Origin of the sequence: Curvibacter lanceolatus ATCC 14669 (assembly GCF_000381265.1) — a bacterium.
In the GTDB taxonomy this organism is placed as follows: domain Bacteria; phylum Pseudomonadota; class Gammaproteobacteria; order Burkholderiales; family Burkholderiaceae_C; genus Curvibacter; species Curvibacter lanceolatus.
The window spans coordinates 13,376-36,948 of record NZ_KB906279.1; the positions used below are offsets into that span (position 1 = coordinate 13,376).

A 23,573-nucleotide genomic window follows, 5' to 3' on the forward strand; every position below is an offset into this window, starting at 1 on the left:
CTTTGTCGGAAATGCGGGGTTCGGCCTGCCGTGCCGCATCGCTGCCGCAGGGGATGTCATGCCCGGCCTCACTCCAATGTCAGGTGGGCGTGTGCCGCGGCGGCACGGAACTGGGTGATCTCCTGCTCCATCAGGCGGGTCATGGTGGCCGGGTCCTGGTACACCGGCTCCAGGGCCTGGGCGCGGAACTGCTTTTGCACCTCCGGCAGGGCCATCACCGCACGCAGCTCACGGCCCAGGCGCTCCAGCACGGGGGCGGGCGTGCCGGCGGGTGCGGCCATGGCATACCAGCCCTCGAAGCTGGCGTCGGGCAGGCCCAGCTCGGTCAGCGTGGGCACCTGGGGCAGCGAGCTCACGCGCGCGCGGCTGGGGGTGGCCAGCGCGCGCAGCTTGCCTGCCTTGATCAATGGGCCGGCACTGGCCACGGTGTCGAAGGTGGCCTCCACCTCGCCCGACATCAGGGCCGTGCTGACCTGGGCGCTGCCCTTGTAGGGGATGTCTTGCAGGGTGACGCCCGCGCTCAAGCCCAGCAACAGGCCGGCCAGGTGCGGTGCGGTGGCGCTGCCGTAGGTGGCATAGCGCACCGAGCCGGGTTGGCGTCGGGCCGCGTTCAGCAACTCCGGCAGGGTCTTGAAGGGCGACTGGGCCGGCACCACCACCACCAGCGGGGCCCGGGCCAGCACCGCCACGGCGCTGAGGTCCTTGAAAGGATCGTAATTCAGGCGGGGCTTCAGGGCCGGGTTCACCGAGAAGGTGGTGGAGCCCGACACCAGCAGGGTGTAGCCGTCCGGCGCGGCCCGGGTCACGGCCTCGGTGCCGATCAGGGTGGAGGCCCCGGGCTTGTTGTCGATCACCACCGCCTGGCCCAGGCGGGGCGCCAGGGCTTGCCCCATGGCCCGGCCCACGATGTCGGTGCCGCCCCCCGGCGGGAAGGGCACCACGATGCGCACCGACCGGCTGGGCCAGGGCTCTGCCGCCGCCAGGGCGGTCTGGCTCAGGCCGGCACAGCCGGCCAGGGCCAGGAGAGAGAGGGCGCAGCGGCGTTTCATGGCATTCCTTTTCTGCCGCGACGGGGGCGGCGAGGCTCAACAGAGGGGGGGATGAAGACTGGCTGGCCTCCATTAGAAGCCGATTGAGGGTTTGTCAGGGCATGGAACATGCTTGCTCTCATTAGAGAATTAACAAGGCATCGTTGCCTTTATCAGAACGTGTATCGCATGAAGACCTCCGTGAAACTGCCTTTGTTCAGCCTGCCCTTGCGCTACTTTGTGGTGGTGGCCCGCACCCGCAGCGTGAGCGAGGCGGCCCGTCAGCTGCATGTGGCGGCTTCGGCGGTGAGCCGCCAGATCAGCCTGCTGGAAGACGCGCTGGGCCTGGCGCTGTTCGAGCGCGCGCACCGGGGCATGACGCCCACCCCGGCGGGCGAGCGCCTGCTGGCCCACCTGACGACCGCCACCGAAGAGGGGCAGTTTGTGCTGGAGCAACTGGGCGGGCTGGCCGGCCGGGTGCGGGTGCGTCTGGCCTGCACCGAGGGCTTTGCCGCGGGCTTCATGGCCGGGGCGCTGCAGGCGTTTCGGCAGGCCCACCCGGGGGCCCAACTGGCGCTGCAGGTGGTGGCGCCCGACCAGGTCAACCAGCTGCTGCGCCAGGGCGAGGTGGACCTGGGGCTCAAGTACAGCCTCAGCCCGGAAAAAGACGCCGAGGTGCTGCACACCGTGCTGGCGCCAGTGCTGGCCGTGATGCGCCCCACCCACCCGCTGGCGGCCAAGGACCGCGTGCGGCTGGCCGACGCCGTGCGCTATCCACTGCTGTTGGGCGAGCCCGGCACCACCAGCCGGCGCCTGTTCGACCAGGGTTGTGCCTTGCAGGGCTTGCATTACGCACCGGCCATGGTGAGCAATTTCTCACCCACGCTGCTGTCGATGATGGGCGAACTGGACCTGATGCCCGCCGGCTACCTGACGGTGTCGCACGCCGTGGAGCAAGGGCAGCTCAAGGCTTTGCCCTTTGCCGAGCCGGGCCTGCAGCAGCGGCGCCTGTGCCTGCTGGCACAAAGTGGCCGGGCATTGCTGCCCCCGGTGCAGGCCCTGGCCGAGCTGCTGGTGGCCGGCGTGGGGGAGTTCGGCAAGCGCAAGGTGCGCGCCCGGGTGCCGCGCCGCCCGCCTGTGGCCGCGGCGTAACATGTCAACCCTGTTGTTTGCCGGGCCGTCAGGGCCTGGTTATTGCCATGGCCAAGAAAGAACACGTCTCTGAAACACCTGCCACCCAGTGGCTCAAGGCCCACCGTGTGGCCTACACCGAGCACCCCTACGAGTACCTGGAGCATGGCGGCGCCCTGCACAGCGCCGAGGTGCTGGGGCAAGACCCCTACACCGTGGTCAAGACCCTGATCATGCAGGACCAGGACGCCAAGCCCCTGGTGGTGCTGATGCATGGTAACCGCAAGGTGTCGACCAAGAACCTGGCGCGCCAGATCGGGGCCAAGTCGGTCGAGCCCTGCGCCCCTGAGGTGGCCAACCGCCACAGCGGCTATCTGGTGGGGGGCACCTCGCCTTTTGGCACGCGCAAGCAGATGCCGGTCTACATCGAGGAAACCATCCTGGGCCTGCCCCGCATCTGCATCAATGGGGGGCGCCGCGGGTTTCTGGTCGGCATCGATCCCCAGGTGTGCGTGGCCCAGTTGGGTGCCCGGCCGGTGCAGTGCGCGCTGGCAGAATGAGCGGCTGGATCCTGATCGGGCCGCCGTCGCGCCCGGATCAGGGCTTTTTGCAGATAGCACAGAGGTAGAACAAGTTGGAGATTCTTTACACACTGGCGGCCACGCTGTTGGCCTACCTGCTCGGTTCGCTGTCGTTTGCCGTCATCGTGAGCCACGTGATGGGCCTGAACGACCCACGCACCTATGGCAGCAAGAACCCGGGCGCCACCAATGTGCTGCGTTCGGGCAGCAAGGCGGCGGCCGTTGTCACGCTCTTGCTCGATGCGCTCAAGGGCTGGCTGCCCGTGGTGCTGGTGCGCTGGTATGGCCGCCGCTGGGGCCTGGACGACGGCACGGTGGCCCTGGTGGGGCTGGCGGCCTTTCTGGGCCATCTGTACCCGGTGTTCTTCCGCTTCCAGGGGGGCAAGGGCGTGGCCACTGCCCTGGGGGTGTTGTTTGGCGTCGATGCGGTGCTGGGCCTGGCGGCCGGTGCGATCTGGCTGTTGATGGCGGTGCTGTTTCGTTATTCCTCGCTGTCTTCGCTGACGGCGGCCGTGGCGGCTCCGCTGGTTTACGTGCTGGCCAGTGGCACCGCCTGGTATGCCGAGACGCCTGAGTTGCTGGCCCTGGTGGCCATGGCGGCTTTGCTGGTCTATCGGCACCGCGAGAACATCCAGCGCCTGCTGGCGGGTACCGAGTCGCGTCTGGGGCAGAAGAAGAAAGCCTGAGGTCTCTGGCCCACCAGGCCGGCCAGAACCATCCGGCGCGGCCTGTCAGAAGCCGCGGGGTTGTTGCGAGCGGGCCACCGAGATCATGACCGCGTGGTTGATCATGAGCTTGACTGCATCGGAGGGCACCGCCGCCTGGATGCGTTGCTCGCCCAGGGCGATGTTGCGCAGGCGCGGGTGCGGGAAGGGCTCGCCACGCGGGTCGATGAGGCTGGCCACCAGCGGTTGGTTGAGTTGCGCGGTGCGCCTCAGCACCACGGCCAGGTCCTGGTTGTCGAGCCTCACATAGGTGCCGGGCGGGCACAGGCCCACGTGCCGCACCAGGGCTTGGGCCACATCATCATGGCGTCCCTGACTGGCGCTGATGACTGCGCGCAGCGAGTCGGTCACGCTGCGGCCTGGGCGTGAGCGCCGCGGGCTGATCATGGCGGCATAGCGGTCGATCACCTGCAGGATGTGGGTCAGGCGCAGCACCGGATCGGGCACGCTGCCGGGCAGCGTCAGGGGCAGGTTCTCGTGGTGCGAGGCCACGATGGCCAGCCAGAGTTCGTCCTTGATGCCCACACGGGCCAGCAGCATGCAGCTTTTGACCGAGTGGGCGTCGATGTTGGTCTGCTGCTCGACCGAGGGGCGGGTGGTCTGCTCGGCCAGTTCGTCCTGCAGCGCCGTCATGGAGATGTTCATCGTCAGGGCCGCGGCCACCAGGCTGTCGCGTTGTGCGCTGGGCAGTTGCAGTTCCAGCGCGATGATGTGGCACAGCGCCGCGCACACCAGCGAGTGGGTGGTGCTGTAGCCCGCGATCGAGGTGCCCGCCATTTGAAACAACAGGTACAGCGCGGTGTCGGCGTCCTGTTCTAGCAGGTCCTGCATCCAGCGGTCGTACTGCCGCACCTTCTGATGAAAGCTGTCGACGTTGTCGGGCACGGCCAGCAGCATGCCCAACCCGGATTCCAGGTCGCTCCATTGGCTCAGTAGGTCCTCATAGCTTTCGCTTGGGCCATCCTGGGCCAGGTGCATGGGCAGGGTGTCGCCGCTCACAGTCGTTTTTCCAGCACCATCTGGTCACTGACCCGGTGCATCTGGAACCGATTCAGAAAGCTGTTGCCCAGCAGCACCACCGGCATGGCCATGGGCGTGACAACCGCTTCCACATCAAACACTTCGACATCGCCGATGCGCACGCTTTGCAACTGGAGGCGCCAGCCCTGTGCGGTGCCATTGGCGGTTTGCATCTGCACCGGCTGTCCACCGAGGAAGGCCAGGCCCATGCGCTCGGCATCGGGTCGGCCGATGGACACCACGGTGGCCCCGGTGTCGACCACGAACTGCATGATCTGACCATTGATGCTGCCCTGGCTCTTGAAGTGGCCGGTACTGTCGGAGGTCAGGGTGATGCGTTTGCCGTTGGCCGGGCGTGCCACGGCGCTGCCGGGCTTGACCTGCACCGGTGACTCGCCCAGGCGCAGCGTGAAGCGCTGGCCGTCCTGCTCAAGCAGGGCGCTGTCCTTGTCGAGCGACACCAGGCGCACGCCCTGGAAGGTTTCGCCCGGGGCCACGGCCTTGGGCGCAGAGGCCCCCACCAGCAGCAAGGCCCGTCCGCCCAGGATGCCCGAGAGCACCACCTGGGCCGAGGCAGGCAGGCTCAGGCCCCAGGCCAGCCCCATCAGGGCCAGGCCGACAAGCCGGGGCCGCAGTGAGGGGGGCGGCATGGACCGATGGGGCATGCGCAGCGGATCAGTCGCGGAAGTTGTTGAAGTCGACCGGGATGTCGGTGATGTCTTTGCGGATCAGGGCCATGGCGGTCTGCAGATCATCGCGCTTGGCGCCGGTGACACGCACCGCATCGCCCTGGATGGCGGCCTGGACCTTGAGCTTGCTGTCCTTGATCAGCTTCTGGATCTTCTTGGCAGCCTCGGATTCGATGCCGTTGCGCACCTTGACCACCTGCTTGACCTTGTCGCCACCGATCTTCTGGACGGCGCCCTTGTCGAGGAAGCGCACGTCCACATTGCGCTTGGTCAGCTTGTTGCGCAGGATGTCTTCGACCTGGTCGAGCTGGAACTCGGCGTCGCCGAAGAGGGTGATTTCCTTGTCCTTGAGTTCGATGGCGGCAGAGGTGCCCTTGAAATCGAAGCGGGTGCTGATTTCCTTGGCCGCGTTTTCAACGGCATTTTTGACTTCCACCAGATTGGCTTCGCAGACGGTATCGAATGAGGGCATGACAGGATGAACCAGGGCAAATGAGACAATGTTGCCGATGTTAGTCGAGAAAAATGTCCCGCTCCAGCCTTACAACACCTTCGGGATCGCGGCCCGTGCCCAGACCCTGGTGCGCGTGCGCGCCCAGGCCGATCTGAGCGAGCTGATGGCCGACCCCGAACTGGGCCCGGCGCCCAAGTGGGTGCTGGGCGGGGGCAGCAACATCGTGCTCACCGGCGATGTGCGCGATGTGGTGCTGAAGATGGAGATCAAAGGCCTGCGCGTGCTGGACGAAACCCCCCGCGCCTGGATTGTCGAGGCGGGTGCGGGCGAGGCCTGGCACGACACCGTGGCCTGGACCCTGGACCAGAACCTGCCCGGCCTGGAGAACATGGCCCTGATCCCGGGCACGGTGGGCGCCTCGCCGGTGCAGAACATCGGCGCCTATGGCGTCGAACTGCAGGACCGCTTTGAATCGCTCGATGCCTTCGACCTGCTGACCGGGCAGACCTTCACCCTGAATGCTGCCCAATGCGCCTTCGGCTACCGCGACTCGGTGTTCAAGCACCGGGCGCCTGCCTCGCCGCAGAATGCCTCACTGCCCCTGGGGCTGGGGCTGGCCGGCCGGGCCGTGATCACCCGGGTGCGCCTGCGCCTGCCCAAGCCCTGGAGGCCCGAGCTGGGCTACCTGGACCTGGAGCGGCGCCGCGTCCAGGCCGGCATCGAACGGCCCGAGGCGCGGCAGATCTTCGACTGGGTGTGCGACATCCGCCGCAGCAAGCTGCCCGACCCGGCCGAGGTGGGCAATGCCGGCAGCTTTTTCAAGAACCCCTCGGTCACGCCTGAGCAGTGTGCCGACATCATTGCCCGCGAGCCCCGCATCGTGCATTACCCCATGGCCGACGGCAGCATCAAGCTGGCGGCGGGCTGGTTGATCGACGCCTGTGGCTGGAAGGGCAAGTCGGTGGGCAAGGCCGGGGTGTACGACAAGCAGGCCCTGGTGCTGGTGAACCGTGGCCACGGCGCTGACAGCGTGACCGGCGGCGAGGTGATGACCCTGGCCCGGGCCATCCAGACCAGCGTGTATGAACGCTTCGGCATCCGACTGGAGCCCGAGCCCGTGGTGATCTGAACCCCGGCGCCCGGATCGGGGCGCCTGAGCGATCAAGCCACCATCTTCTTGAGCGAGGCGATCACGGCCGGGCCGTTGAAGGGCTTGACGATCCAGCCCTTGATGCCGGCCGCCTTGCCGCGCTCTTTCATGGCGGGTGAGTTTTCGGTGGTCAGCATGATGATGTTGACGCTGCCATTCTTCAGCTCGCTGCGCACTTTCTCGGCCATGGTCAGGCCGTCCATGTTGGGCATGTTGACGTCGCAGATGACCAGCTTCACGCCAGGGTCGCCCTTGAGTTTGGCCAGCCCGTCACGACCGTCGACGGCGAATGCCACGCCGAGGCCATTGGATTTCAGGAAGTCACCGACTTCATTGCGAACGGTGCTGGAGTCGTCAACGACGAGAATCTGTGCCATGGCTTGTTCCTTCTTGAGTCAAAACATTTCCAGTTCACCGGTGCCCTGTTCGGCCAGGTCGGGGATCTGGAAGTCGAAATCGAGGTCTTCTGATTCGCTCACGCAGAGCGTCAGAAACAGGGGCGGGCTGTCGGTCACGCTGAGCCGGAAGTGCTGCAGATGTCCGTACTTGAGGATGCCCAGGTGGGCCGTGCAGCGGCTGTCAACGATGTTGGGGGTGGACATGCCCACCCAGGGGAAGACCGAACCTAGATCGCGGTTGACGCCGCCGCAGCACAGGTTGCCTGCTTCGCAGATGGCATCCAGAAATGATTGCTCCGACATCTCTTCGGCCTTTTGCCGGCTGAGCCGGGCAAAGTGGCGGCGTGTTGCATCGTTGTGGCTGAAGTGCAGCACGATCAGCATGCGAAACGTCAGCGAGGCAATGCTCAGCAAGGCCGCGTGCGATTCGGGTGGCTGGCGCAGCTCGGGCAAGGTGACCAGTTCTGTCACCTCGTCGGGCGAGGGCGCCAAGGCGGCCTTCAGACCCTGCATCACCATCTTGTCGAAGCCTGCTTTGGCGCGGCTGCTGATCATGCGGTGGCGTCCTGTTCGCTGACAAGATTCAGGATCTTGCGGTTTTGCAGCTCCAGCCCGGTGACGGCGCCCACGATCATCTTGCCGCCGGCCTGCATGTCCTGGAAGGTGGTGGTGGTGATGAGGTCGTTCTCGTACAGGCTGCTGCGAAAATCCTGGGCCAGCTTTTCGGCGCGCACCGACAGCGAGCGCATCTCGTCAGCCACGACCGCGAAGCCCCGCCCCATGGTGCCGGCCCGCGCCGCCTCGATGGAGGCGTTGAGTGCCACGATCACCAATTGGCGTACGATGGAAGCGAATTCGTCGTTCTTGTTGTGCATGGCCCGGTTGTGGCCGAGCAGAAAGTCCATGCTGGCGTGCCAGCGCTCGTAGGTCTTGCCCACGTTGCGCAGTTCGGTGATGGAACGGTCCAGCGTGTCGCACTGGCTGGCGATCTGGGTCTGGGCCTGGCTGGCCTGGGCCTGGCTGTGCGTCAGGCGCAGCTGTTGCTCACCGATCAGCGCTTGCTGGCGGGCGTCCCATTGCCTTTGAGCGTCGTGCAGGCGCTGCTCCAGGGCTTCGATCTGGTCTTGCAGGTCGGCGGCTCTGGCCTGGGCGCGCTGGTTGCTGTCTTCCAGCAGTTGCCGCGGGACCATGGTCTGCAGGGTGGCGTTCAGCCTGTGGGCGCGCCAGCCCAGCAGCATGCTCATCACGATGGCGCCCATCAGGAGGGTCAGCATCAGCGTGGTCGTCATCTTGCGTGCCTTTTCTTGCTCAAGCGGTTTGCGGTCGTTGCTGAGCCGCGGCGTGCACGCCCAGCGAAGCGGGGAGATGGATCCGTGTCTCGAAGGGAACGTGCTCGCGCTGGGTCGCCTCGGCCAACAGCCGCAACTCGATGCGGCCACCGGCTGATTCGACAAACATCTTCACGGCGTCCATGCCGACACCGCGCCCGGACACCTCGGTGACCGTGCTGGCGGTGGAAAAGCCGGGGGCGAAGATCAGCTGGGCCAGATCCTGGGCTTCAGGGTGCTGGCTGGCATCGAGCAGGCCTTGCTCGATCGCCTTGGCCCGGATGCGCTGCAGGGCCAGGCCTTTGCCATCGTCGCTCAGCACCAGGTGCAGACCCTGGGCGTCCAGTTGCAGGTCGATCCGGATGGTGCCGGCAATCGGCTTGTCGGCTGCCACGCGGTCCAGAATGGGCTCGATGCCGTGGTCCATGGCGTTGCGCAGCAGGTGCATGAACACATTGCGCAACAAGGGGGCAGCGGTCGGACGCAGCAGCACGCCCTGATCGGCCAGGACCAGCTTGGGCGCCTCCTTGCCCAGTTCGAGGGCCAGCGAGGGCAGCGATTCGAACACGCTGGACAGGGTGTCCTGCAGCGATTTGCTGCCCAGGGTGGCCAGGCGGCTCTTGATGTCGCGGATGGCCTGCGCAGCAGCGCTCAGGTCGCTGGTGTCCACGCCCTCCAGCATTTGCAAGGTGTGCTGGATCTCGGCCTGCGACACGCTGTGCCCTGCGTCTTCGGTCGCGTCATTGCCGCGGCTGAGCTTGTCGGCGTTGAGCGTGGCGTATTCCTCCAGCGTGTGGCGGGCTTGGGCCAATTCATTCAGATAGCGCTCGTTGTCCCATTCCAGGGCCTCTTGCTGGCGCAGGTCGTCATAGCTTTGCTCGGCCTGGTGCAGCACGTCGGTCAGGGTGTGCAGACCGTAGGTGCGCGCGTTGCCCTTGACGGTGTGCATGTTGCGGAACAGCAGGCCCAGGTGCTGGCGCCGCGTGGCGTCGTCCTGGCTGGCGGCGGTTTCCAGGGTTTGCTGGTTCTCGTCGAGGAACTGGCGGGCACTGGCCAGGAAGCCTTTGAAGCGGTCCTGCGGCACCGACAGGATCTCTCCGATCATGGCCAGCTCGCGTTTCTGGGCATCGGCCGCCTTGGCCAGGGATTTGAGTTCGGTCACATCACGCACGCACAGCAGCAGGCGCTCGGTGCTGTCTTGCTCGTTGGTGATCGGCGACCAGATCAGGTCCAGGATCTTGACGCGGCCATCAGGCAGGGTCTTTTCCACCTCGCGGGGCAGCAAGTGGGCGTTGAAGTCGAAATTCATGCGGTCTTCGCCGATGCAGGCGGCCACCGCAGCCTCGACCTGCGATCGGGCATCGGCACCGAGGTTCACGCCGGCAAAAATCACCTCGATGAAATCGCGCCCGGCGATGTCTTCGGTCTCCAGTACGGTGCTCAGGAAGTCGGAGAACTCGGGGTGGATGGTGTTGCCGTTTTCGATCGTCAGAATGCCCTGGGGCACGTTGTGCAGCATGGCGTGGATGTCGGCAGTTTTCTGGCGCACCAGGGCGCTGCTTTCCTCGATCTTCTCGATCATGGTGTTGAATGCGGTGATCGAGCGCCCCACCTCATCCTGCCGGGTGACGGGCAGGCGGTGGGTGTAGTCCTGGCTGGTGGCGATCTCGGTCATCTTCAATTCCATGTCCTTGATCGGGTGCACCACCTGGCGGTACAGAATGCGGCCAATGGCCACCAGCAACACCACGGCCAGCACGGTGGCGATGGTCAGTGTGGTGGTGGTGCTGGTGAGGTGGCTGTTCATGCTCTCGATGGCCGCATCTTTGCTGCGGCGCTTTTCGATCTGCAGCGTGTCGAGCAGGGCCCCTTGCTCGCGCAGGTACTGGTCGACCGTGGCGCCCATGTTGGCCTCAGCCATGTCCTTCATGCCCTTGAGCTTGAAGTTGGCGGTGTCGTCGATGGCGCTGAAGTAGTTCTTCAGGCTTTCTGCGGCCTCTTTGACCAGGCCTTTCTGGGCGGTGCTGTCGGCCATCTCGAGTTGGTGGTCCAGCGCCTTTTGCAGGATCTCCTTCTTCTGGGCCAGTTCGTCGCGGGTGCGGGCCACGGTCTGTTCATCGGGGGCGGCCACCATGCTCATGGCGGCCATCTGCACATCCTTGAGCTGGCCTTGCAACTCCACCGAGTGCATGGCGCTGGGCACCACGCCCTCGGTCACGCTGCGCACCTCGGAGGCGCTGCCATGTGACTGGAACACGGCAAAGGCGCCGATCGAGCTGAGGGCCAGAAAGGTCAGGGTGATCAGCAACACGATGCGTTGACGTATGTTCATGACAGTGTCCTTCGCGAGAGTCGGTCCACCGGACACCGGATGCCGGCTTGTGGCCGAGGGGTGTGAACGGTGGTGATGGGTTGGGTGTTTTGCCCTGTCGCCTGTAGGGGGCTGCGTGAGCAGACTGAACAGGTGCCGGGCTTGGGGCTTGATCTTCCCGGGATGCCATGACCCCCCGATGGCGGAACCATGACGCCTGTATGAAACGGCGCAATGCATGGCCGGACGATGGCAGGTCAGGTGATTTTTATGACCACGAGATGCTGAGGTTGCTCAGGAATTGCAAAGGGTGATGCGAGGCATCAGAGTGCGCCCGGTGGGCTGCGAACGAAAAAAAAGCCAGTCGGCTGTTGGCCGCTGGCTTGTTGGGGGATGCCACCCGAAGGGCGGCATCAGAGGGGGGGGCGCTCAGTCCTGCTTGCGCGGCAGCGAGGGCAGGGGCGAGTTGCCGCCCAGCGACAGCAGGCCGGCATTGGTGTAGATGCCAAGCTTGTCGCGGGTGTCGACGATGTCGAGGTTGCGCATGGTCAGCTGGCCGATGCGGTCGGCGGGCGAGAACGGTGCGTCTTCGACCTTTTCCATCGACAGGCGCTCGGGCGCGTAGGTCAGGTTGGGGCTTTCGGTGTTCAGCAGCGAGTAATCGTTGCCGCGGCGCAGCTCCAGCGTGACGGTACCGGTGATGGCGCGGGCCACCCAGCGCTGGGCGGTTTCGCGCAGCATGATGGCTTGCGGGTCGAACCAGCGGCCCTGGTACAGCAGGCGGCCCAGCTTGAGGCCGTTGACGCGGTACTGCTCGATGGTGTCTTCGTTGTGGATGCCGGTGACCAGGCGCTCGTAGGCAATGTGCAGCAGGGCCAGGCCGGGGGCTTCGTAGATGCCGCGGCTCTTGGCTTCGATGATGCGGTTTTCGATCTGGTCGCTCATGCCCAGGCCATGGCGGCCACCGATGCGGTTGGCTTCCAGAATCAGTTCGACGGGGTCATTGAACTGGATGCCATTGAGGGCCACGGGCTGGCCTTCTTCGAAGGTCACGCTGACTTCTTCGCGCTTGACTTCAACATCGTCGCGCCAGAAGGCCACACCCATGATGGGGTTGACGATGCGGATGCCGCTGTTGAGGTTTTCCAGGTCCTTGGCCTCGTGGGTGGCGCCCAGCATGTTGGAGTCGGTCGAGTAGGCTTTTTCAGCCGACATCTTGTAGCCGAAGCCTTCGGCCGTCATGAAGGCCGACATCTCGGCGCGGCCACCGAGTTCGTCGATGAACTTCTGGTCCAGCCAGGGCTTGTAGATCTTCAACGCCGGGTTGGTCAGCAGACCGTAGCGGTAGAAGCGCTCGATGTCATTGCCCTTGAAGGTGCTGCCGTCGCCCCAGATGTTGACGTCGTCTTCCTTCATGGCGGCCACCAGCATGGTGCCGGTCACGGCACGGCCCAGCGGGGTGGTGTTGAAGTAGGTGACGCCCGCGGTGGAGATGTGGAAGGCGCCGGCCTGCAAGGCGGCAATGCCTTCGTGGGCCAGTTGGGTGCGGCAGTCGACCAGGCGGGCCTGTTCGGCGCCGTAGAGCTTGGCCTTGCGCGGGATCTCGTCGTAGTCGGGCTCGTCGGGCTGGCCCAGGTTGGCGGTGTAGGCGTAGGGCAGGGCGCCCTTCTTCTTCATCCACAGCAGCGCAGCGCTGGTGTCCAGGCCGCCGGAGAAGGCGATACCGACTTTTTGCCCCAGGGGCAGGTCTTGCAAAATGGTGGCCATGTTCGGTCCTTGTGGGTGGATCAGCCGAAGTGGCAGATGTAGTGGTAAGCCTCGGTCACGCGGATCTCGAACGAGGAGTTGCCAGGAACCTTGAACGATTCGCCGGCGCCAGCCTTGACCCACTCCGAGGTGCCGGCCAGCTTGTATTCGCACGAACCACCCACGCCTTCCATGATTTCCGGGGCGCCGGTGTTGAAGGTCAGCGTGGCGGGCAGGATCACACCGACGCTTTTCTGGGTGCCGTCGGCCAGGGTGAAGCCGTGGCTCACGCACTTGCCGTCAAAGTAGACGTTGGCTTTCGTGGTCAGGGCCACGTTCTGGATGGTTTCAGTGGTCATGGAGGTGAATCCGTTGGAGGTGAGGCCACAAGCCGACCTGCACCGGCAGGCGGTGCGCATGGGGTCGAATTCGGGCAAACCTCGATTTTAGGCCACGTCGCAGGCCTTCGGCCGGGCGCGCGGACTCACTGCCGCGCCCGGCGCGCATATTGCATCAATGTGCCGGGTAGGGTTGGGGCGTGCTGTTGTAGACCGGTGCCGTCACGGGCTGTGGGCCGGAAGCCGGGTAGCTGGGGTGGCTGACGCGCCCGTTGATGACGGGGCTCACCTGCACGGGCAGGTACTGGCCGGGGTCGTTGGGCATCTGAACCGTGTACTGGCGACCGGCGTATTCATAGCTCACGTTGTAGGCCACGGTGCGGTTCTCGTACATGGTCTGGGTACTGCAGTTCTGCACGTTGCGAACCTGGGGTTGGCTGGGGCCTTCAATCGAGTTGCCCAGCACGGCGCCCCCCACGACGCCCAGCACGGTGGCAATGGCCTTGCCACTGCCGCCCCCCACCGCGTTGCCGAGAGCCCCACCCGCGACCGCACCCATCGCCGCACCGGCGCCCGAGGTGCCGCCTGGCGTGGCCACCTGCTGGTTGGTGCAGACCTGCTGGGGAACTGCCACCTGCTGGATGATGGGGGTGGTGGAGAGCACACGGGCCATTTCCTGGGCCGATGCGTTGCCCGCCATCACGGCGGTGCTCAACAGGGCCAGGCCGAAGACAAAGTGCTTGTTCATGGAAAACCTCAGTTCAATTGTTGCTGGTTGAACGCTTGTGGGCGTTCCAGGGTTGACCCGCAGTCTAGAGAGCGGGTTCCTGAGGTGTGTCGGCGCGGCTGTAAAAGGATGTAACAGGAAGTGAGTCTGGCCTCAGCGGCCCAGTTGAGTCCAGGTTTCAGCCTTGAAACCCACGGTGAAGCGGGGCTGGGCCTGGGGTCCCCAGTCGACCACGGGGCGCTTGATCACGCTGGGCTGCTGCAGCATCAGGGCGCGCGCGCTGGCATCGTCCTGGACGCCGCTTTGCAGGGCCGGATCCAGCTTGCGCCAGGTGGTGCCCTGGCGGTTCACCAGCTTGTCCCAGCCCAGGGCTGGCAGCCAGGCGTCCAGCCCGGCTTCGGGCACGCCTTGTTTCTTGAAGTCATGGAAGTCAAACGCCAGGCCTTGCTCGGTGAGCCATTGGCGGGCTTTCTTGACGGTGTCGCAGTTGGGAATGCCGTAGACGGTGATCTTGGGGTGATTCATGGGCCGAGATGATGCAGCAGGCCGCGCTGCGCGACAATCCCGGGTCTTATGAGAAATCCCCTGCCTACCACCCTGGACGCCTGGCTGACCCACTGCGAGCAGCTGCACCCGAAAAACATCGAGATGGGCCTGGACCGTGTGCGCGAGGTGGCGCGCCGCATGGACCTGCGTTTTGACGTGCCTGTGATCACGGTGGCGGGCACCAATGGCAAGGGCTCGACCTGCGCCATGCTGGAGGCCATCCTGCTGCAGGCCGGCTACCGGCCTGGGGTGTACACCTCGCCGCACCTGGTGCATTTCCAGGAGCGTTGCCGGGTGCATGGCGAGATCGTCACCCCCGAAGCCTTGCTGCCGCATTTTGAAGCGGTGGAGTTGGCGCGCCTGCGCGGCGACGAGGTGTCGCTGAGCTACTTCGAGTTCACCACGCTGGCGATTCTGCGCTGCCTGTCGATGTCCGGGCTGGACGTGGCCATCCTGGAGGTGGGGCTGGGCGGGCGTCTGGATGCGGTCAACCTGATCGATACCGACTGCGCCATCATCACCAGCATCGACCTCGACCACATGGAGTACCTGGGCAACGACCGCGAGACCATCGGCCTGGAGAAGGCCGGCATCATGCGCACCGGGCGCCCGGTGGTGGTGAGCGACCCGCTGCCGCCGCAAAGTGTGCTGGACCGGGCGCTGGAGATCGGCGCGGACCTGTGGCGTTTCGGCACGGATTTCAATTTCTCGGGCGACAAGCTGCAATGGGGTTGGGCCGGCCGCGGGCGCCGCTACAGTGGTTTGGCCTATCCGGCGCTGCGTGGCGCCAATCAACTGGTCAATGCCTCGGGCGTGCTGGCGGCCTTGACGGCCTTGCGTGAGCGTCTGCCCATCACGGCGCAGGCGGTGCGCAACGGGCTGGCCATGGTGGAGTTGCCCGGCCGCTTCCAGATCGTGCCCGGCCAGCCGGCGCTGGTGCTGGACGTGGCGCACAACCCCCACTCAGTGGCCGCCCTGTCGGCCAACCTCGATGCGATGGGCTTTTACCCTTGTACCCATGCGGTGCTGGGTGCCATGGCCGACAAAGACCTGGGCCCCATGCTGGCGCGCATGGCCCCCCTGGTGGATCGCTGGTATTTCACCGACCTGCCGACCCCGCGTGCCGAGTCGGCCGCAGGGCTGCAAGCCAAGTGGCACGCGCTGCAGATGGTGGCCGGTGGCCGACGTGAGGTCAGCACCGCCACCTTCCCGGATCCGCAGCAGGCCTTGGCAGCGGCTGTGGCTGCCGCAGACCCGGCTGATAGAATCGTGGTCTTTGGATCGTTCTTCACGGTGGGTGGTGTTCTCAAAGACGGCATTCCCCGCCTTCACGCCAAACATCTGGACGCCTGACGCCCACACTTCATGGCTTTTTTCAAGTTTCGCTGGCCCCTGGGGGGCGCTTCCAAAGGCCGTGACGAGCGGCCACCGGCTTCATCGCAAGGTGACAGCGTGGAAGTGCTGCGCCGCCGCGCCCGCCACCGATTGATCGGTGCCGCCGTTCTGGTGCTGGCCGGTGTGCTGGGCTTTCCGCTGCTGTTCGATACGCAGCCCCGGCCGATCCCGGTGGACATTCCGATCGCCATCCCGGACAAGAACAAGTCGCCTGCCCTGGCTTTGCCCACCCCGCCGGTGGCGGTCAGCAGCGCATCGGATTCAGGCATAGGCCCTGATGAAGAGGTGGTGTCTTCCTCGAGCCCGCGCACAGAAACCCGTGCTGCCGTTGCCAAGCCTGCGGCCGAGCCGCGCAAGGAAGCCCCCAAGGCCGAGCCCAAGAGTGAGGTCAAGGTCGAGGCCAAAACCGAGGCTAAATCAGAGCCCAAGCCCGAGCACAAAGACAAGCCGGAGGCCCGCGTCGAGCGCAAGCCCGATCCCAAGCCGGAATCCAAACCCGAGCCCAAGCCTGAAGCCCGTGCCGTGGCCAAGGCCGAACCCAAGCCAGAACCCAAGTCTGACGCCAAATCCGACGGCAAGGCCGCTGATGATGCCGCCAGGGCGCGCGCCTTGCTCGAAGGCAAGAGTGCGGCCGACACTCAGCATGCACCTGCTGCGGCAGACAGTGCCCGTTTCATCGTGCAGGTGGGTGCCTTCAGTGACGCCACCAAGGCCCGCGACGCCCGCCTCAAGCTGGAAAAGGCGGGGCTCAAGACCTATACCCAGGTGATCGAGACCGGTGACGGCAAGCGCATCCGTGTGCGCGTAGGCCCTTTTGCGGGCAAGGCCGAAGCCGACAAGGCGGCATCTCGCATCAAGTCTCTTGATCTTCCCGCATCCATCCTGACCTTGTGATCAATGATGCAGGAGTCTGATGGATGGCTATGGCTGTAACGGACATGGTCCTGCTGGCCGTGCTGGGGGTGTCCCTGGTGATCGGTGCCTGGCGTGGTCTGGTGTATGAGACGGTGTCCTTGGCGGGCTGGGTGATTGCGTTTGTGGCGGGGCAGTGGTTTGCGCTGGACGCGGCGGCTTACCTGCCGCTCGGTTCGGCCGATGGGGCCTTGCGTTATGCCGCCGGTTTTCTGGTGGTGTTTGTGGCAGCGATCTTTGCCTCGGCACTGGTGGCCTTCATGGCGCAGAAATTGGTGGCCGCCATCGGCATGCGGCCGGCGGATCGGGCCATGGGGGCCTTGTTCGGACTGGTTCGAGGGGCGGTATTACTGCTCGCGGTGGCGGTGGTGATCCAGGTCACGCCGCTGCACGAGGGCGGATGGTGGCAGGAGTCAAAAGGTGCACCGGTGCTTGCGGCGGTGCTGGATGGTTTGAAGCCGGCTTTGCCGGCACAGTTTGGAAGATATCTTCCTTGATCGGGGTTTTGTCATGTGTGGAATCGTCGGCGTTGTCAGCAACGCCCCTGTGAATCAGCTTATCTATGATGCCTTGCTGCTGTTGCAGCACCGCGGCCAGGATGCGGCCGGCATCGTGACCCAGCAGGAGCGCAAATTCTTCATGCACAAGGCCAAGGGCATGGTGCGTGACGTCTTCCGCACCCGCAACATGCGGGCACTGCCGGGTTCGGTGGGCCTGGGCCAGGTGCGCTACCCCACGGCCGGCAATGCCTACAGCGAAGAAGAGGCCCAGCCCTTCTACGTGAACGCGCCCTTTGGCATCGTGCTGGTGCACAACGGCAACCTGACCAACGCCAAGACCCTGCGTTCGGAACTGTTCTCCACCGACCACCGCCACACCAACACCGAAAGTGACTCGGAGGTGCTGCTCAACGTGTTCGCCCACGAACTCGAGCGCGCCACCCGCGGTCTGCCGCTGCAGGCCGAAGAAGTCTTCACGGCTGTGCGTGCGGTGCACAAGCGGGTCAAGGGTTCGTACGCGGTGATCGCCCTGATTGCCGGCCATGGTCTGCTGGCCTTCCGCGATCCGCACGGTATCCGCCCCTTGGCCTTGGGCCGCAGCGCCGACGGCACCGTGATGGTGGCCAGCGAGTCGGTGGCCCTGGAGGGCACGGGCCATGTGTTCGAGCGCAATGTGAACCCGGGCGAGGCCGTGTTCATCGACCTCAAGGGCCAGATGTCGTCCCAGCAATGCGCCGACAACCCCAAGCTCAACCCCTGTATTTTTGAATTCGTCTACCTGGCCCGCCCCGACTCGGTGCTGGACAACATCTCGGTCTACCAGGCGCGCCTGAACCTGGGTGAGAGCCTGGCCAAGCGGGTGGTCTCCACCGTGCCCCCGAGCGAGATTGACGTGGTCATCCCGATCCCCGAATCCAGCCGGCCCAGCGCCACCCAGCTGGCCCACCTGTTGGGCATTCCGTACCGCGAAGGTTTCGTCAAGAACCGTTATGTGGGCCGGACCTTCATCATGCCCGGCCAGGGCGTGCGCAAGAAGTCGGTGCGCCAGAAGCTCAACGTGATCGGCAGCGAGTTCAAGGGCCGCAATGTGCTGCTGGTCGACGACTCGATCGTGCGTGGCACCACCAGCCGTGAGATCGTGCAGATGGCCCGCGACGCCGGCGCCAACAAGGTCTACATGGCCAGTGCCGCACCGCCGGTGCGTTACCCCAACGTCTACGGCATCGACATGCCCACCAGCTCTGAGCTGGTGGCCCACGACCGCACCGTGGAAGAAGTTCGCCAGATCATTGGCTGCGACGCCCTGATCTACCAGGACGTTGACGGCATGAAGGCCGCCATCGGCTCCCTCAACAGCAGCATCAGTGGTTTTGATGCTTCCTGTTTTGACGGCATCTATGTGACCGGTGACATCACCTCTGATGACATCGCCCGCCTCAATGAGAACCGGGTGGGCCAGGAAGAGGGCGAGCCCGATACCTCGCGTCTGGCCTTGCCCAACGCCCAGGAGGCCTGAGCCCGCCCCGGCCGTTTTCGCCTTTCACCCCGCCCTGGCCACTTCGGTGGCCAGTGGCCTTTCAGCACTGAACATCATGACCACCGCTTCCCCCTCTGTGCGCACCCGTTTCGCGCCTTCGCCAACCGGCTTCATCCACCTGGGCAACATCCGCTCGGCGCTGTATCCCTGGGCCTTTGCCCGGGCCAACCAGGGGGTGTTCGTGCTGCGCATCGAAGACACCGATCTGGAGCGCTCGTCCCAGGCGGCGGTGGATGTGATCATCGAAGGCATGAAATGGCTGGGCCTGGACCATGACGAAGGCCCCTTCTATCAAATGCAGCGCATGGAGCGCTACAAGGAAGTGCTGGCCCAGTTGGAGGCGGCCGGCCATGTCTACCCTTGCTACATGAGCGTGGCCGAACTGGACGCGCTGCGTGAGCGTCAGATGGCGGCCAAGGAAAAGCCCCGTTATGACGGCACCTGGCGCCCGGCGCCCGGCAAGACCTTGCCGCCCGTTCCCGAAGGTGTGCAGCCGGTGCTGCGCTTCAAGAACCCCCAAGAGGGCTCGGTGGTGTGGGAGGACAAGGTCAAGGGTCGCATCGAGATCAGCAACGACGAACTCGACGATCTGGTGATCGCCCGCCCTGACGGCACGCCGACCTACAACTTCTGCGTGGTGGTGGACGACATCGACATGGCGATCACGCACGTCATCCGTGGCGATGACCATGTGAACAACACGCCGCGTCAGATCAACATCTTCCGTGCGTTGGGCCAGGAACCCCCGGTGTATGCCCACCTGCCCACCGTGCTCAATGAGCAGGGTGAAAAGATGAGCAAGCGCAATGGCGCCAAGCCGGTGACCCAGTACCGCGACGAGGGCTACCTGCCCGACGCCATGGTCAACTACCTGGCGCGACTGGGTTGGTCGCATGGCGACGATGAAATCTTCAGCCGTGAGCAGTTCCTGGGCTGGTTCAACCTGGATCACCTGGGCCGCAGCGCCGCCCAGTTCGACGAGGCCAAGCTGCGCTGGGTGAATGCCCAGCACCTCAAGGCCCTGGATGACGCCACCCTGGCGGGCCTGGTGTTGCCCTTCGCTGCCAAGCTGGGTCTGTCTGGTCTGGACGATGGCCGCCTGCCAGCCATCTGCGGGCTGTTCAAGGACCGCTGCGACACGCTGGTGGCCCTGGCCGATTGGGTGAAGGTGTTCTACGCCGAAGAAGTCAGCCCCCAGGCTGACGAACTGGCCAAGCACGTCACCGATGCCGTGCGCCCTGCGCTCAAGGCCTTGGACGCCCGTCTGCAGGTCTGTGCCTGGGACAAGGCATCGATTTCTGCAGCCATCAAGGAAACACTGACCGAATTTGGCCTTAAGATGCCGCACTTGGCGATGCCGGTGCGTGTTCTCACGGCTGGTACGGCGCATACGCCGTCGGTCGATGCAGTGCTTGAATTGCTCGGTCGAGAAAAAATTTCGCTGAGATTGCGAAACGCCTAAAAATGTGACTATAATTTGAGGCTCAGGAGTTAACGACATAAATAAAACGATGTTGAAGACAAATGAGCTGACTTGAAGTCAGATCAAGCTAGATGTGGGGGTATAGCTCAGCTGGGAGAGCGCTTGCATGGCATGCAAGAGGTCATCGGTTCGATCCCGTTTACCTCCACCACAGTTTGTTTTGATGGTTAAGTAGTCCAAGGTTTTGACCCTATCGTCTAGAGGCCTAGGACATCACCCTTTCACGGTGAGTACCGGGGTTCGAATCCCCGTAGGGTCGCCAAGTTTGTAGCACTTGGTTCTGGAAACAGAACGCAAAGCTGCCTGCCAGGAGTGGTAGTTCAGTTGGTTAGAATACCGGCCTGTCACGCCGGGGGTCGCGGGTTCGAGTCCCGTCCACTCCGCCAGTCAAAGTCTTCGGGCGTTCACGTCAGAAGCGTTTTTTGGTTGAAAGCCAGAAAATTGGGGGTATAGCTCAGCTGGGAGAGCGCTTGCATGGCATGCAAGAGGTCATCGGTTCGATCCCGTTTACCTCCACCAATTTCGGTTAGTCCAAGGTTTGACCCTATCGTCTAGAGGCCTAGGACATCACCCTTTCACGGTGAGTACCGGGGTTCGAATCCCCGTAGGGTCGCCAAGTTTGCAGCACTTGGCTCTGTCTACAGAGCACAAAAGCTGTCTGCCAGGAGTGGTAGTTCAGTTGGTTAGAATACCGGCCTGTCACGCCGGGGGTCGCGGGTTCGAGTCCCGTCCACTCCGCCAAACCTGAAAAGGGTCACAGAGTCTTCTGTGACCCTTTTTTTTGTTTGCAAAACGCCCGGATGATGTCGTGCGCGATGGGGCTGGAAGAGTTGCCTGCCGAAGAAGCACTCCAAAGTGCTCTGCCAGACCGGATGGCAAGCGCATCCAGCCTGGCAGGCCAAGGAATCAGCGCGGCGCCAGTCGGATCGCGCCGTCGAGGCGAATCACTTCGCCGTTGAGCATGTCGTTTTCAATGATGTGCTGGGCCAGACGGGCGTAATCGTTGGGGGTGCCCAGGCGCGACGGGAAGGGCACGCTGGCGGCCAGTGCGTCTTGCACTTCCTGCGGCATGCCGAACAGCATCGGGGTGCCGAAAATGCCCGGGGCGATGGTCATGTTGCGAATGCCGTTGCGTGCCAGATCGCGGGCAATCGGCAGGGTCATGCCCACCACGCCGCCCTTGGAGGCGCTGTAGGCCGCCTGGCCGATTTGGCCGTCATAGGCTGCAACCGAGGCGGTCGAGATCAGCACACCGCGCTCGCCGGTGGCTTCGGGTTCGTTCTTGCACATGGCGTCGGCCGCCAGGCGAATCATGTTGAAAGTGCCCACCAGGTTGACCATGATGGTTTTGCTGTAAACGGCCAGGGCGTGCGGGCCGTTTTTGCCAACGGTCTTTTCAGCCGGGGCGATGCCCGCGCAGTTCACCAAGCCCACCAGTTTGCCCAGGGATGTGGCCTTGGCGACCACAGCTTGGCCATCGGCTTCCTGGCTGACGTCGCATTTGACGAAGGCACCACCAATTTCGCGGGCCACCGCTTCGCCCTTGTCGGCTTGCATGTCGGCGATGACCACCGTGGCACCGTTGGCGGCCAGCATGCGTGCCGTGCCTTCGCCCAAACCCGAGGCGCCGCCCGTGACGATGAAAACCCGATCCTTGATTTGCATGTTGTCTCCTTGAGAGTGATGTGATGAGTGACGTTTACGTAAACGTCAATTATGGCATCGTCGATCATGCGGGCAACGTGTAGACGGCACAATGCCGGACTTGCCCTGATGGCACCAGATGCGCGCCTCACAGGGCCAGCTTGCACTTGTTCGTATTGAATCTTTCCATGAAACCTGTCTTGAATGCCCCGATGCGGGCAGCGCCTGCCCGTGTCCGTGTCCGTTCTTGGGCGCTCGGCCTGTGTGCCGCGCTCTTGCTGGCGGCCTGTTCGACCGCGCCCGAAGTCAAACCGGGCGCCACGCGCAATGACGCCGCCTCTGTTCCGACGCCACCTGCCGTGCCAGAGCCTCCACCGCGTCCACCCTTGAAGGTGGGGCTGGCTTTGGGGGGCGGTGCCGCCCGCGGATTTGCCCATATCGGCGTGATCCAGGTGCTGGAAGAGGCGGGTATCAAGCCCGATCTGGTGGTGGGCACTTCGGCGGGCAGTGTGGTGGCGGCGCTCTATGCCAGTGGCAAGACGGGGCCCCAGATGCAGCAGGTGGCTGAAACCATGGAGGAGGCGGCCATCACCGACTGGACGCTGCCTTTGTTCAGCCGCGGCATGCTCAAAGGCGAAGCCCTCGCACGGTATGTGAACAATCTGCTGGGTAATCGCCTGATCGAGGACATGAAACTGCCCTTGGGTGTGGTGGCGACGGATCTACAGACCGGGCAGGGCGTGTTGTTCCGGCGGGGCAACACGGGCACGGCGGTGCGAGCGTCAAGTGCCGTGCCCTCGGTCTTCCAGCCGGTGAGCATCGGGGGCCACGACTATGTGGATGGCGGTCTGGTATCGCCTGTGCCGGTGCGCTTTGCGCGCCAGATGGGGGCGACCTACGTGGTCGCGGTGGACATTTCCAGCCCGCCGGAAGGCAATCAGGCCAATGATTCGCTGCAGATCCTGCTGCAAACCTTTGCCATCATGTCCAAGAGCATCAACAACTGGGAGCTCAAAGAGGCGGATCTGGTGGTGCGGCCTGCATTGCCGGGGGTGAAGAGTGCTGATTTCGGGGCGCGGCGCCGTTCCATCGAAGCCGGTCGCCTGGCCATGCAGCAGGCTCTGCCAGGCTTGAAGGCTGCGTTGGCGCTGGCCCGTCAGCCCTGACCGAGCCCTGAATGCATGCGCTGTGCTGTGCCGAGCATAAAAAAGCCCAGTCGGTGACTGGGCTTTGAAGGGATCCCTGAGCCGTAGGCATCGAAGAGATCCGAGGAGACAACTGAGAAAACAGGCTCCGGATTCGGGTGGTCCGCTGGCCAAGGCCAGCGGAGGACCATCAACGCTTCTTGGCAGCGGTGGTGCCGGTCTTGGCGGCGTTCACGGCGGTGGCAGCCACGGCGTTGAAGTTGGCTTCGGCCACGTCGGAAGCTTGCTTCACAGCCTTTTGCACCGATTCGAAAGCGTTGTTGGCAGCAGCCACAGCGCTCTTGATCACGGCCACAGCGGTTTCAGAGCCGGCGGGGGCGTTCTTGGAAGCGTTGTCCACCAGGCCCACGAAGGACTTTTGCACTTCGCTGGTCTTGGATTCGACAGCCTTGCCGAACTCGGCGCCGGTGCCCGAAGCGATGTCGTACAGGTGACGGCTGTAAGCAGCGGTCTTTTCAGCCAGGGGCTGGAACAGGCTGGCTTGCAGAGCCAGCAGCTCTTGGGCGTCCTTGACGTTCAGCACGGCTTGGGTGTGGGTGGCGGCTTCTTGCAGGGCGGCACGCGAAGCGGTCACGTTCAGTTCAACCAGCTTTTCGATGCCTTCGAAAGCCTTGGTGGTCAGGCCAAACAGGGTTTCGACGTTGGCCTTGTGAGCAGCCAGGATTTGTTCAGTGGTCAGAGACATAGGGACTCCTATTAAAAAAGTGAATTGGAATTTCCTCTGC

Annotated in this window: 24 protein-coding genes and 6 tRNA genes; 16 read left to right on the top strand and 14 right to left on the bottom strand. The window is 64.3% G+C overall.

What is annotated here, in order from left to right:
• Window positions 1-68: 68 nt before the first annotated feature.
• Entirely contained in the window at window positions 69-1,049 is a 981-nt protein-coding gene (locus F624_RS0127600; protein ID WP_019577624.1) for a Bug family tripartite tricarboxylate transporter substrate binding protein, read from the bottom strand.
• 180 nt (window positions 1,050-1,229) lie between these two features.
• Here F624_RS0127600 and F624_RS0127605 point away from each other — a divergent pair, with 180 nt between their 5' ends.
• From F624_RS0127605 to plsY, 3 genes are all read left to right on the top strand, one after another.
• On the top strand, window positions 1,230-2,180 hold the full coding sequence (locus F624_RS0127605) for a LysR family transcriptional regulator (protein WP_043426888.1): 951 nt from the start codon (window positions 1,230-1,232) through the stop codon (window positions 2,178-2,180).
• Between the two features lie 47 nt (window positions 2,181-2,227).
• On the top strand, window positions 2,228-2,719 hold the full coding sequence (gene ybaK, locus F624_RS0127610) for a Cys-tRNA(Pro) deacylase (protein ID WP_019577626.1): 492 nt from the start codon (window positions 2,228-2,230) through the stop codon (window positions 2,717-2,719).
• Between the two features lie 74 nt (window positions 2,720-2,793).
• Complete coding sequence (gene plsY / locus F624_RS0127615) at window positions 2,794-3,426, top strand: glycerol-3-phosphate 1-O-acyltransferase PlsY (protein WP_019577627.1); 633 nt, start codon at window positions 2,794-2,796, stop codon at window positions 3,424-3,426.
• 45 nt (window positions 3,427-3,471) lie between these two features.
• On the opposite strand, the gene F624_RS0127620 is transcribed toward plsY, so the two are convergent.
• Genes F624_RS0127620 through F624_RS0127630 form a run of 3 tightly spaced genes read right to left on the bottom strand, consistent with a single transcriptional unit; the run spans window position 3,472 to window position 5,646 of the window.
• Window positions 3,472-4,464 carry an HD-GYP domain-containing protein gene (locus tag F624_RS0127620; protein ID WP_019577628.1) on the bottom strand — a complete coding sequence of 331 codons (993 nt, stop codon included), beginning with the start codon at window positions 4,462-4,464 and terminating at the stop codon, window positions 3,472-3,474.
• Window positions 4,461-5,135, bottom strand: a complete 675-nt coding sequence (locus F624_RS0127625) for a TIGR02281 family clan AA aspartic protease (protein WP_019577629.1) — start codon at window positions 5,133-5,135, stop codon at window positions 4,461-4,463. The genes F624_RS0127620 and F624_RS0127625 overlap by 4 nt, the downstream gene beginning before the upstream one ends.
• A 25-nt stretch (window positions 5,136-5,160) precedes the next feature.
• Window positions 5,161-5,646, bottom strand: a complete 486-nt coding sequence (locus F624_RS0127630) for a YajQ family cyclic di-GMP-binding protein (protein ID WP_019577630.1) — start codon at window positions 5,644-5,646, stop codon at window positions 5,161-5,163.
• A 37-nt stretch (window positions 5,647-5,683) separates the two neighbouring features.
• On the opposite strand from F624_RS0127630, the gene murB reads away from it, so the two are divergent.
• The gene (gene murB, locus F624_RS0127635) at window positions 5,684-6,757 is read left to right on the top strand and encodes a UDP-N-acetylmuramate dehydrogenase (RefSeq protein ID WP_019577631.1); all 1,074 of its coding nucleotides are present in this window, start codon (window positions 5,684-5,686) and stop codon (window positions 6,755-6,757) included.
• Between the two features lie 32 nt (window positions 6,758-6,789).
• Here murB and F624_RS0127640 read toward each other — a convergent pair whose 3' ends face one another.
• From F624_RS0127640 to F624_RS0127675, 8 genes are all read right to left on the bottom strand, one after another.
• Complete coding sequence (locus F624_RS0127640) at window positions 6,790-7,155, bottom strand: response regulator (protein ID WP_019577632.1); 366 nt, start codon at window positions 7,153-7,155, stop codon at window positions 6,790-6,792.
• 18 nt (window positions 7,156-7,173) lie between these two features.
• Window positions 7,174-7,731, bottom strand: a complete 558-nt coding sequence (locus tag F624_RS0127645; RefSeq protein ID WP_019577633.1) for a hypothetical protein — start codon at window positions 7,729-7,731, stop codon at window positions 7,174-7,176.
• The gene (locus F624_RS0127650; RefSeq protein WP_019577634.1) at window positions 7,728-8,465 is read right to left on the bottom strand and encodes a methyl-accepting chemotaxis protein; all 738 of its coding nucleotides are present in this window, start codon (window positions 8,463-8,465) and stop codon (window positions 7,728-7,730) included. The genes F624_RS0127645 and F624_RS0127650 overlap by 4 nt, the downstream gene beginning before the upstream one ends.
• Window positions 8,466-8,484: 19 nt before the next feature.
• Entirely contained in the window at window positions 8,485-10,836 is a 2,352-nt protein-coding gene (locus F624_RS0127655) for an ATP-binding protein (protein WP_019577635.1), read from the bottom strand.
• Between the two features lie 408 nt (window positions 10,837-11,244).
• Window positions 11,245-12,582, bottom strand: coding sequence for an argininosuccinate synthase (argG, locus tag F624_RS0127660; protein ID WP_019577636.1), 1,338 nt, complete (start codon window positions 12,580-12,582; stop codon window positions 11,245-11,247).
• A gap of 20 nt (window positions 12,583-12,602) precedes the next feature.
• Window positions 12,603-12,920, bottom strand: coding sequence for a pyrimidine/purine nucleoside phosphorylase (ppnP, locus tag F624_RS0127665; RefSeq protein WP_019577637.1), 318 nt, complete (start codon window positions 12,918-12,920; stop codon window positions 12,603-12,605).
• A 154-nt stretch (window positions 12,921-13,074) separates the two neighbouring features.
• Window positions 13,075-13,647, bottom strand: coding sequence for a glycine zipper 2TM domain-containing protein (locus F624_RS0127670; protein ID WP_019577638.1), 573 nt, complete (start codon window positions 13,645-13,647; stop codon window positions 13,075-13,077).
• A 132-nt stretch (window positions 13,648-13,779) separates the two neighbouring features.
• On the bottom strand, window positions 13,780-14,151 hold the full coding sequence (locus F624_RS0127675; protein ID WP_019577639.1) for an ArsC family reductase: 372 nt from the start codon (window positions 14,149-14,151) through the stop codon (window positions 13,780-13,782).
• A 48-nt stretch (window positions 14,152-14,199) separates the two neighbouring features.
• Here F624_RS0127675 and folC point away from each other — a divergent pair, with 48 nt between their 5' ends.
• From folC to F624_RS0127730, 11 genes are all read left to right on the top strand, one after another.
• The gene (gene folC, locus F624_RS0127680; protein WP_019577640.1) at window positions 14,200-15,525 is read left to right on the top strand and encodes a bifunctional tetrahydrofolate synthase/dihydrofolate synthase; all 1,326 of its coding nucleotides are present in this window, start codon (window positions 14,200-14,202) and stop codon (window positions 15,523-15,525) included.
• Between the two features lie 12 nt (window positions 15,526-15,537).
• Window positions 15,538-16,461, top strand: a complete 924-nt coding sequence (locus F624_RS0127685) for an SPOR domain-containing protein (RefSeq protein WP_019577641.1) — start codon at window positions 15,538-15,540, stop codon at window positions 16,459-16,461.
• A gap of 29 nt (window positions 16,462-16,490) precedes the next feature.
• A complete protein-coding gene (locus F624_RS0127690) occupies window positions 16,491-16,976 on the top strand; it encodes a CvpA family protein (RefSeq protein ID WP_027475891.1) in 486 nt (161 codons plus the stop codon).
• Between the two features lie 13 nt (window positions 16,977-16,989).
• Window positions 16,990-18,495, top strand: a complete 1,506-nt coding sequence (gene purF, locus F624_RS0127695; protein ID WP_019577643.1) for an amidophosphoribosyltransferase — start codon at window positions 16,990-16,992, stop codon at window positions 18,493-18,495.
• 76 nt (window positions 18,496-18,571) lie between these two features.
• A complete protein-coding gene (gene gltX, locus F624_RS0127700; RefSeq protein ID WP_019577644.1) occupies window positions 18,572-19,978 on the top strand; it encodes a glutamate--tRNA ligase in 1,407 nt (468 codons plus the stop codon).
• Between the two features lie 96 nt (window positions 19,979-20,074).
• Window positions 20,075-20,150: transfer RNA gene (locus F624_RS0127705), tRNA-Ala, on the top strand.
• 35 nt (window positions 20,151-20,185) lie between these two features.
• Window positions 20,186-20,261, top strand: a tRNA-Glu gene (locus F624_RS0127710).
• Between the two features lie 47 nt (window positions 20,262-20,308).
• Window positions 20,309-20,385: transfer RNA gene (locus F624_RS0127715), tRNA-Asp, on the top strand.
• Between the two features lie 57 nt (window positions 20,386-20,442).
• Window positions 20,443-20,518, top strand: a tRNA-Ala gene (locus F624_RS0127720).
• A gap of 21 nt (window positions 20,519-20,539) precedes the next feature.
• Window positions 20,540-20,615, top strand: a tRNA-Glu gene (locus F624_RS0127725).
• 48 nt (window positions 20,616-20,663) lie between these two features.
• Window positions 20,664-20,740: transfer RNA gene (locus F624_RS0127730), tRNA-Asp, on the top strand.
• A gap of 165 nt (window positions 20,741-20,905) precedes the next feature.
• Here F624_RS0127730 and F624_RS0127735 read toward each other — a convergent pair.
• On the bottom strand, window positions 20,906-21,664 hold the full coding sequence (locus tag F624_RS0127735) for a 3-hydroxyacyl-CoA dehydrogenase (protein ID WP_019577645.1): 759 nt from the start codon (window positions 21,662-21,664) through the stop codon (window positions 20,906-20,908).
• 191 nt (window positions 21,665-21,855) lie between these two features.
• Between F624_RS0127735 and F624_RS32915 the strand changes: the two genes are divergently transcribed.
• The gene (locus F624_RS32915; protein ID WP_031256498.1) at window positions 21,856-22,809 is read left to right on the top strand and encodes a patatin-like phospholipase family protein; all 954 of its coding nucleotides are present in this window, start codon (window positions 21,856-21,858) and stop codon (window positions 22,807-22,809) included.
• Window positions 22,810-22,978: 169 nt separating this feature from the next.
• Here F624_RS32915 and F624_RS0127745 read toward each other — a convergent pair whose 3' ends face one another.
• Window positions 22,979-23,533 carry a phasin family protein gene (locus F624_RS0127745; RefSeq protein ID WP_019577647.1) on the bottom strand — a complete coding sequence of 185 codons (555 nt, stop codon included), beginning with the start codon at window positions 23,531-23,533 and terminating at the stop codon, window positions 22,979-22,981.
• Window positions 23,534-23,573: the final 40 nt, after the last annotated feature.

Coding starts and splice junctions, on each gene's coding strand:
- F624_RS0127600 (WP_019577624.1), bottom strand. CDS start 1,049: ATGAAACGCCGCTGCGCCCTCTCTCTCCTGGCCCTGGCCGGCTGTGCC.
- ybaK (WP_019577626.1), top strand. CDS start 2,228: ATGGCCAAGAAAGAACACGTCTCTGAAACACCTGCCACCCAGTGGCTC.
- F624_RS0127625 (WP_019577629.1), bottom strand. CDS start 5,135: ATGCCGCCCCCCTCACTGCGGCCCCGGCTTGTCGGCCTGGCCCTGATG.
- F624_RS0127630 (WP_019577630.1), bottom strand. CDS start 5,646: ATGCCCTCATTCGATACCGTCTGCGAAGCCAATCTGGTGGAAGTCAAA.
- murB (WP_019577631.1), top strand. CDS start 5,684: ATGTTAGTCGAGAAAAATGTCCCGCTCCAGCCTTACAACACCTTCGGG.
- F624_RS0127640 (WP_019577632.1), bottom strand. CDS start 7,155: ATGGCACAGATTCTCGTCGTTGACGACTCCAGCACCGTTCGCAATGAA.
- F624_RS0127645 (WP_019577633.1), bottom strand. CDS start 7,731: ATGATCAGCAGCCGCGCCAAAGCAGGCTTCGACAAGATGGTGATGCAG.
- F624_RS0127650 (WP_019577634.1), bottom strand. CDS start 8,465: ATGACGACCACGCTGATGCTGACCCTCCTGATGGGCGCCATCGTGATG.
- F624_RS0127655 (WP_019577635.1), bottom strand. CDS start 10,836: ATGAACATACGTCAACGCATCGTGTTGCTGATCACCCTGACCTTTCTG.
- argG (WP_019577636.1), bottom strand. CDS start 12,582: ATGGCCACCATTTTGCAAGACCTGCCCCTGGGGCAAAAAGTCGGTATC.
- ppnP (WP_019577637.1), bottom strand. CDS start 12,920: ATGACCACTGAAACCATCCAGAACGTGGCCCTGACCACGAAAGCCAAC.
- F624_RS0127670 (WP_019577638.1), bottom strand. CDS start 13,647: ATGAACAAGCACTTTGTCTTCGGCCTGGCCCTGTTGAGCACCGCCGTG.
- F624_RS0127675 (WP_019577639.1), bottom strand. CDS start 14,151: ATGAATCACCCCAAGATCACCGTCTACGGCATTCCCAACTGCGACACC.
- folC (WP_019577640.1), top strand. CDS start 14,200: ATGAGAAATCCCCTGCCTACCACCCTGGACGCCTGGCTGACCCACTGC.
- F624_RS0127685 (WP_019577641.1), top strand. CDS start 15,538: ATGGCTTTTTTCAAGTTTCGCTGGCCCCTGGGGGGCGCTTCCAAAGGC.
- F624_RS0127690 (WP_027475891.1), top strand. CDS start 16,491: ATGGCTGTAACGGACATGGTCCTGCTGGCCGTGCTGGGGGTGTCCCTG.
- purF (WP_019577643.1), top strand. CDS start 16,990: ATGTGTGGAATCGTCGGCGTTGTCAGCAACGCCCCTGTGAATCAGCTT.
- gltX (WP_019577644.1), top strand. CDS start 18,572: ATGACCACCGCTTCCCCCTCTGTGCGCACCCGTTTCGCGCCTTCGCCA.
- F624_RS0127735 (WP_019577645.1), bottom strand. CDS start 21,664: ATGCAAATCAAGGATCGGGTTTTCATCGTCACGGGCGGCGCCTCGGGT.
- F624_RS32915 (WP_031256498.1), top strand. CDS start 21,856: ATGCGGGCAGCGCCTGCCCGTGTCCGTGTCCGTTCTTGGGCGCTCGGC.
- F624_RS0127745 (WP_019577647.1), bottom strand. CDS start 23,533: ATGTCTCTGACCACTGAACAAATCCTGGCTGCTCACAAGGCCAACGTC.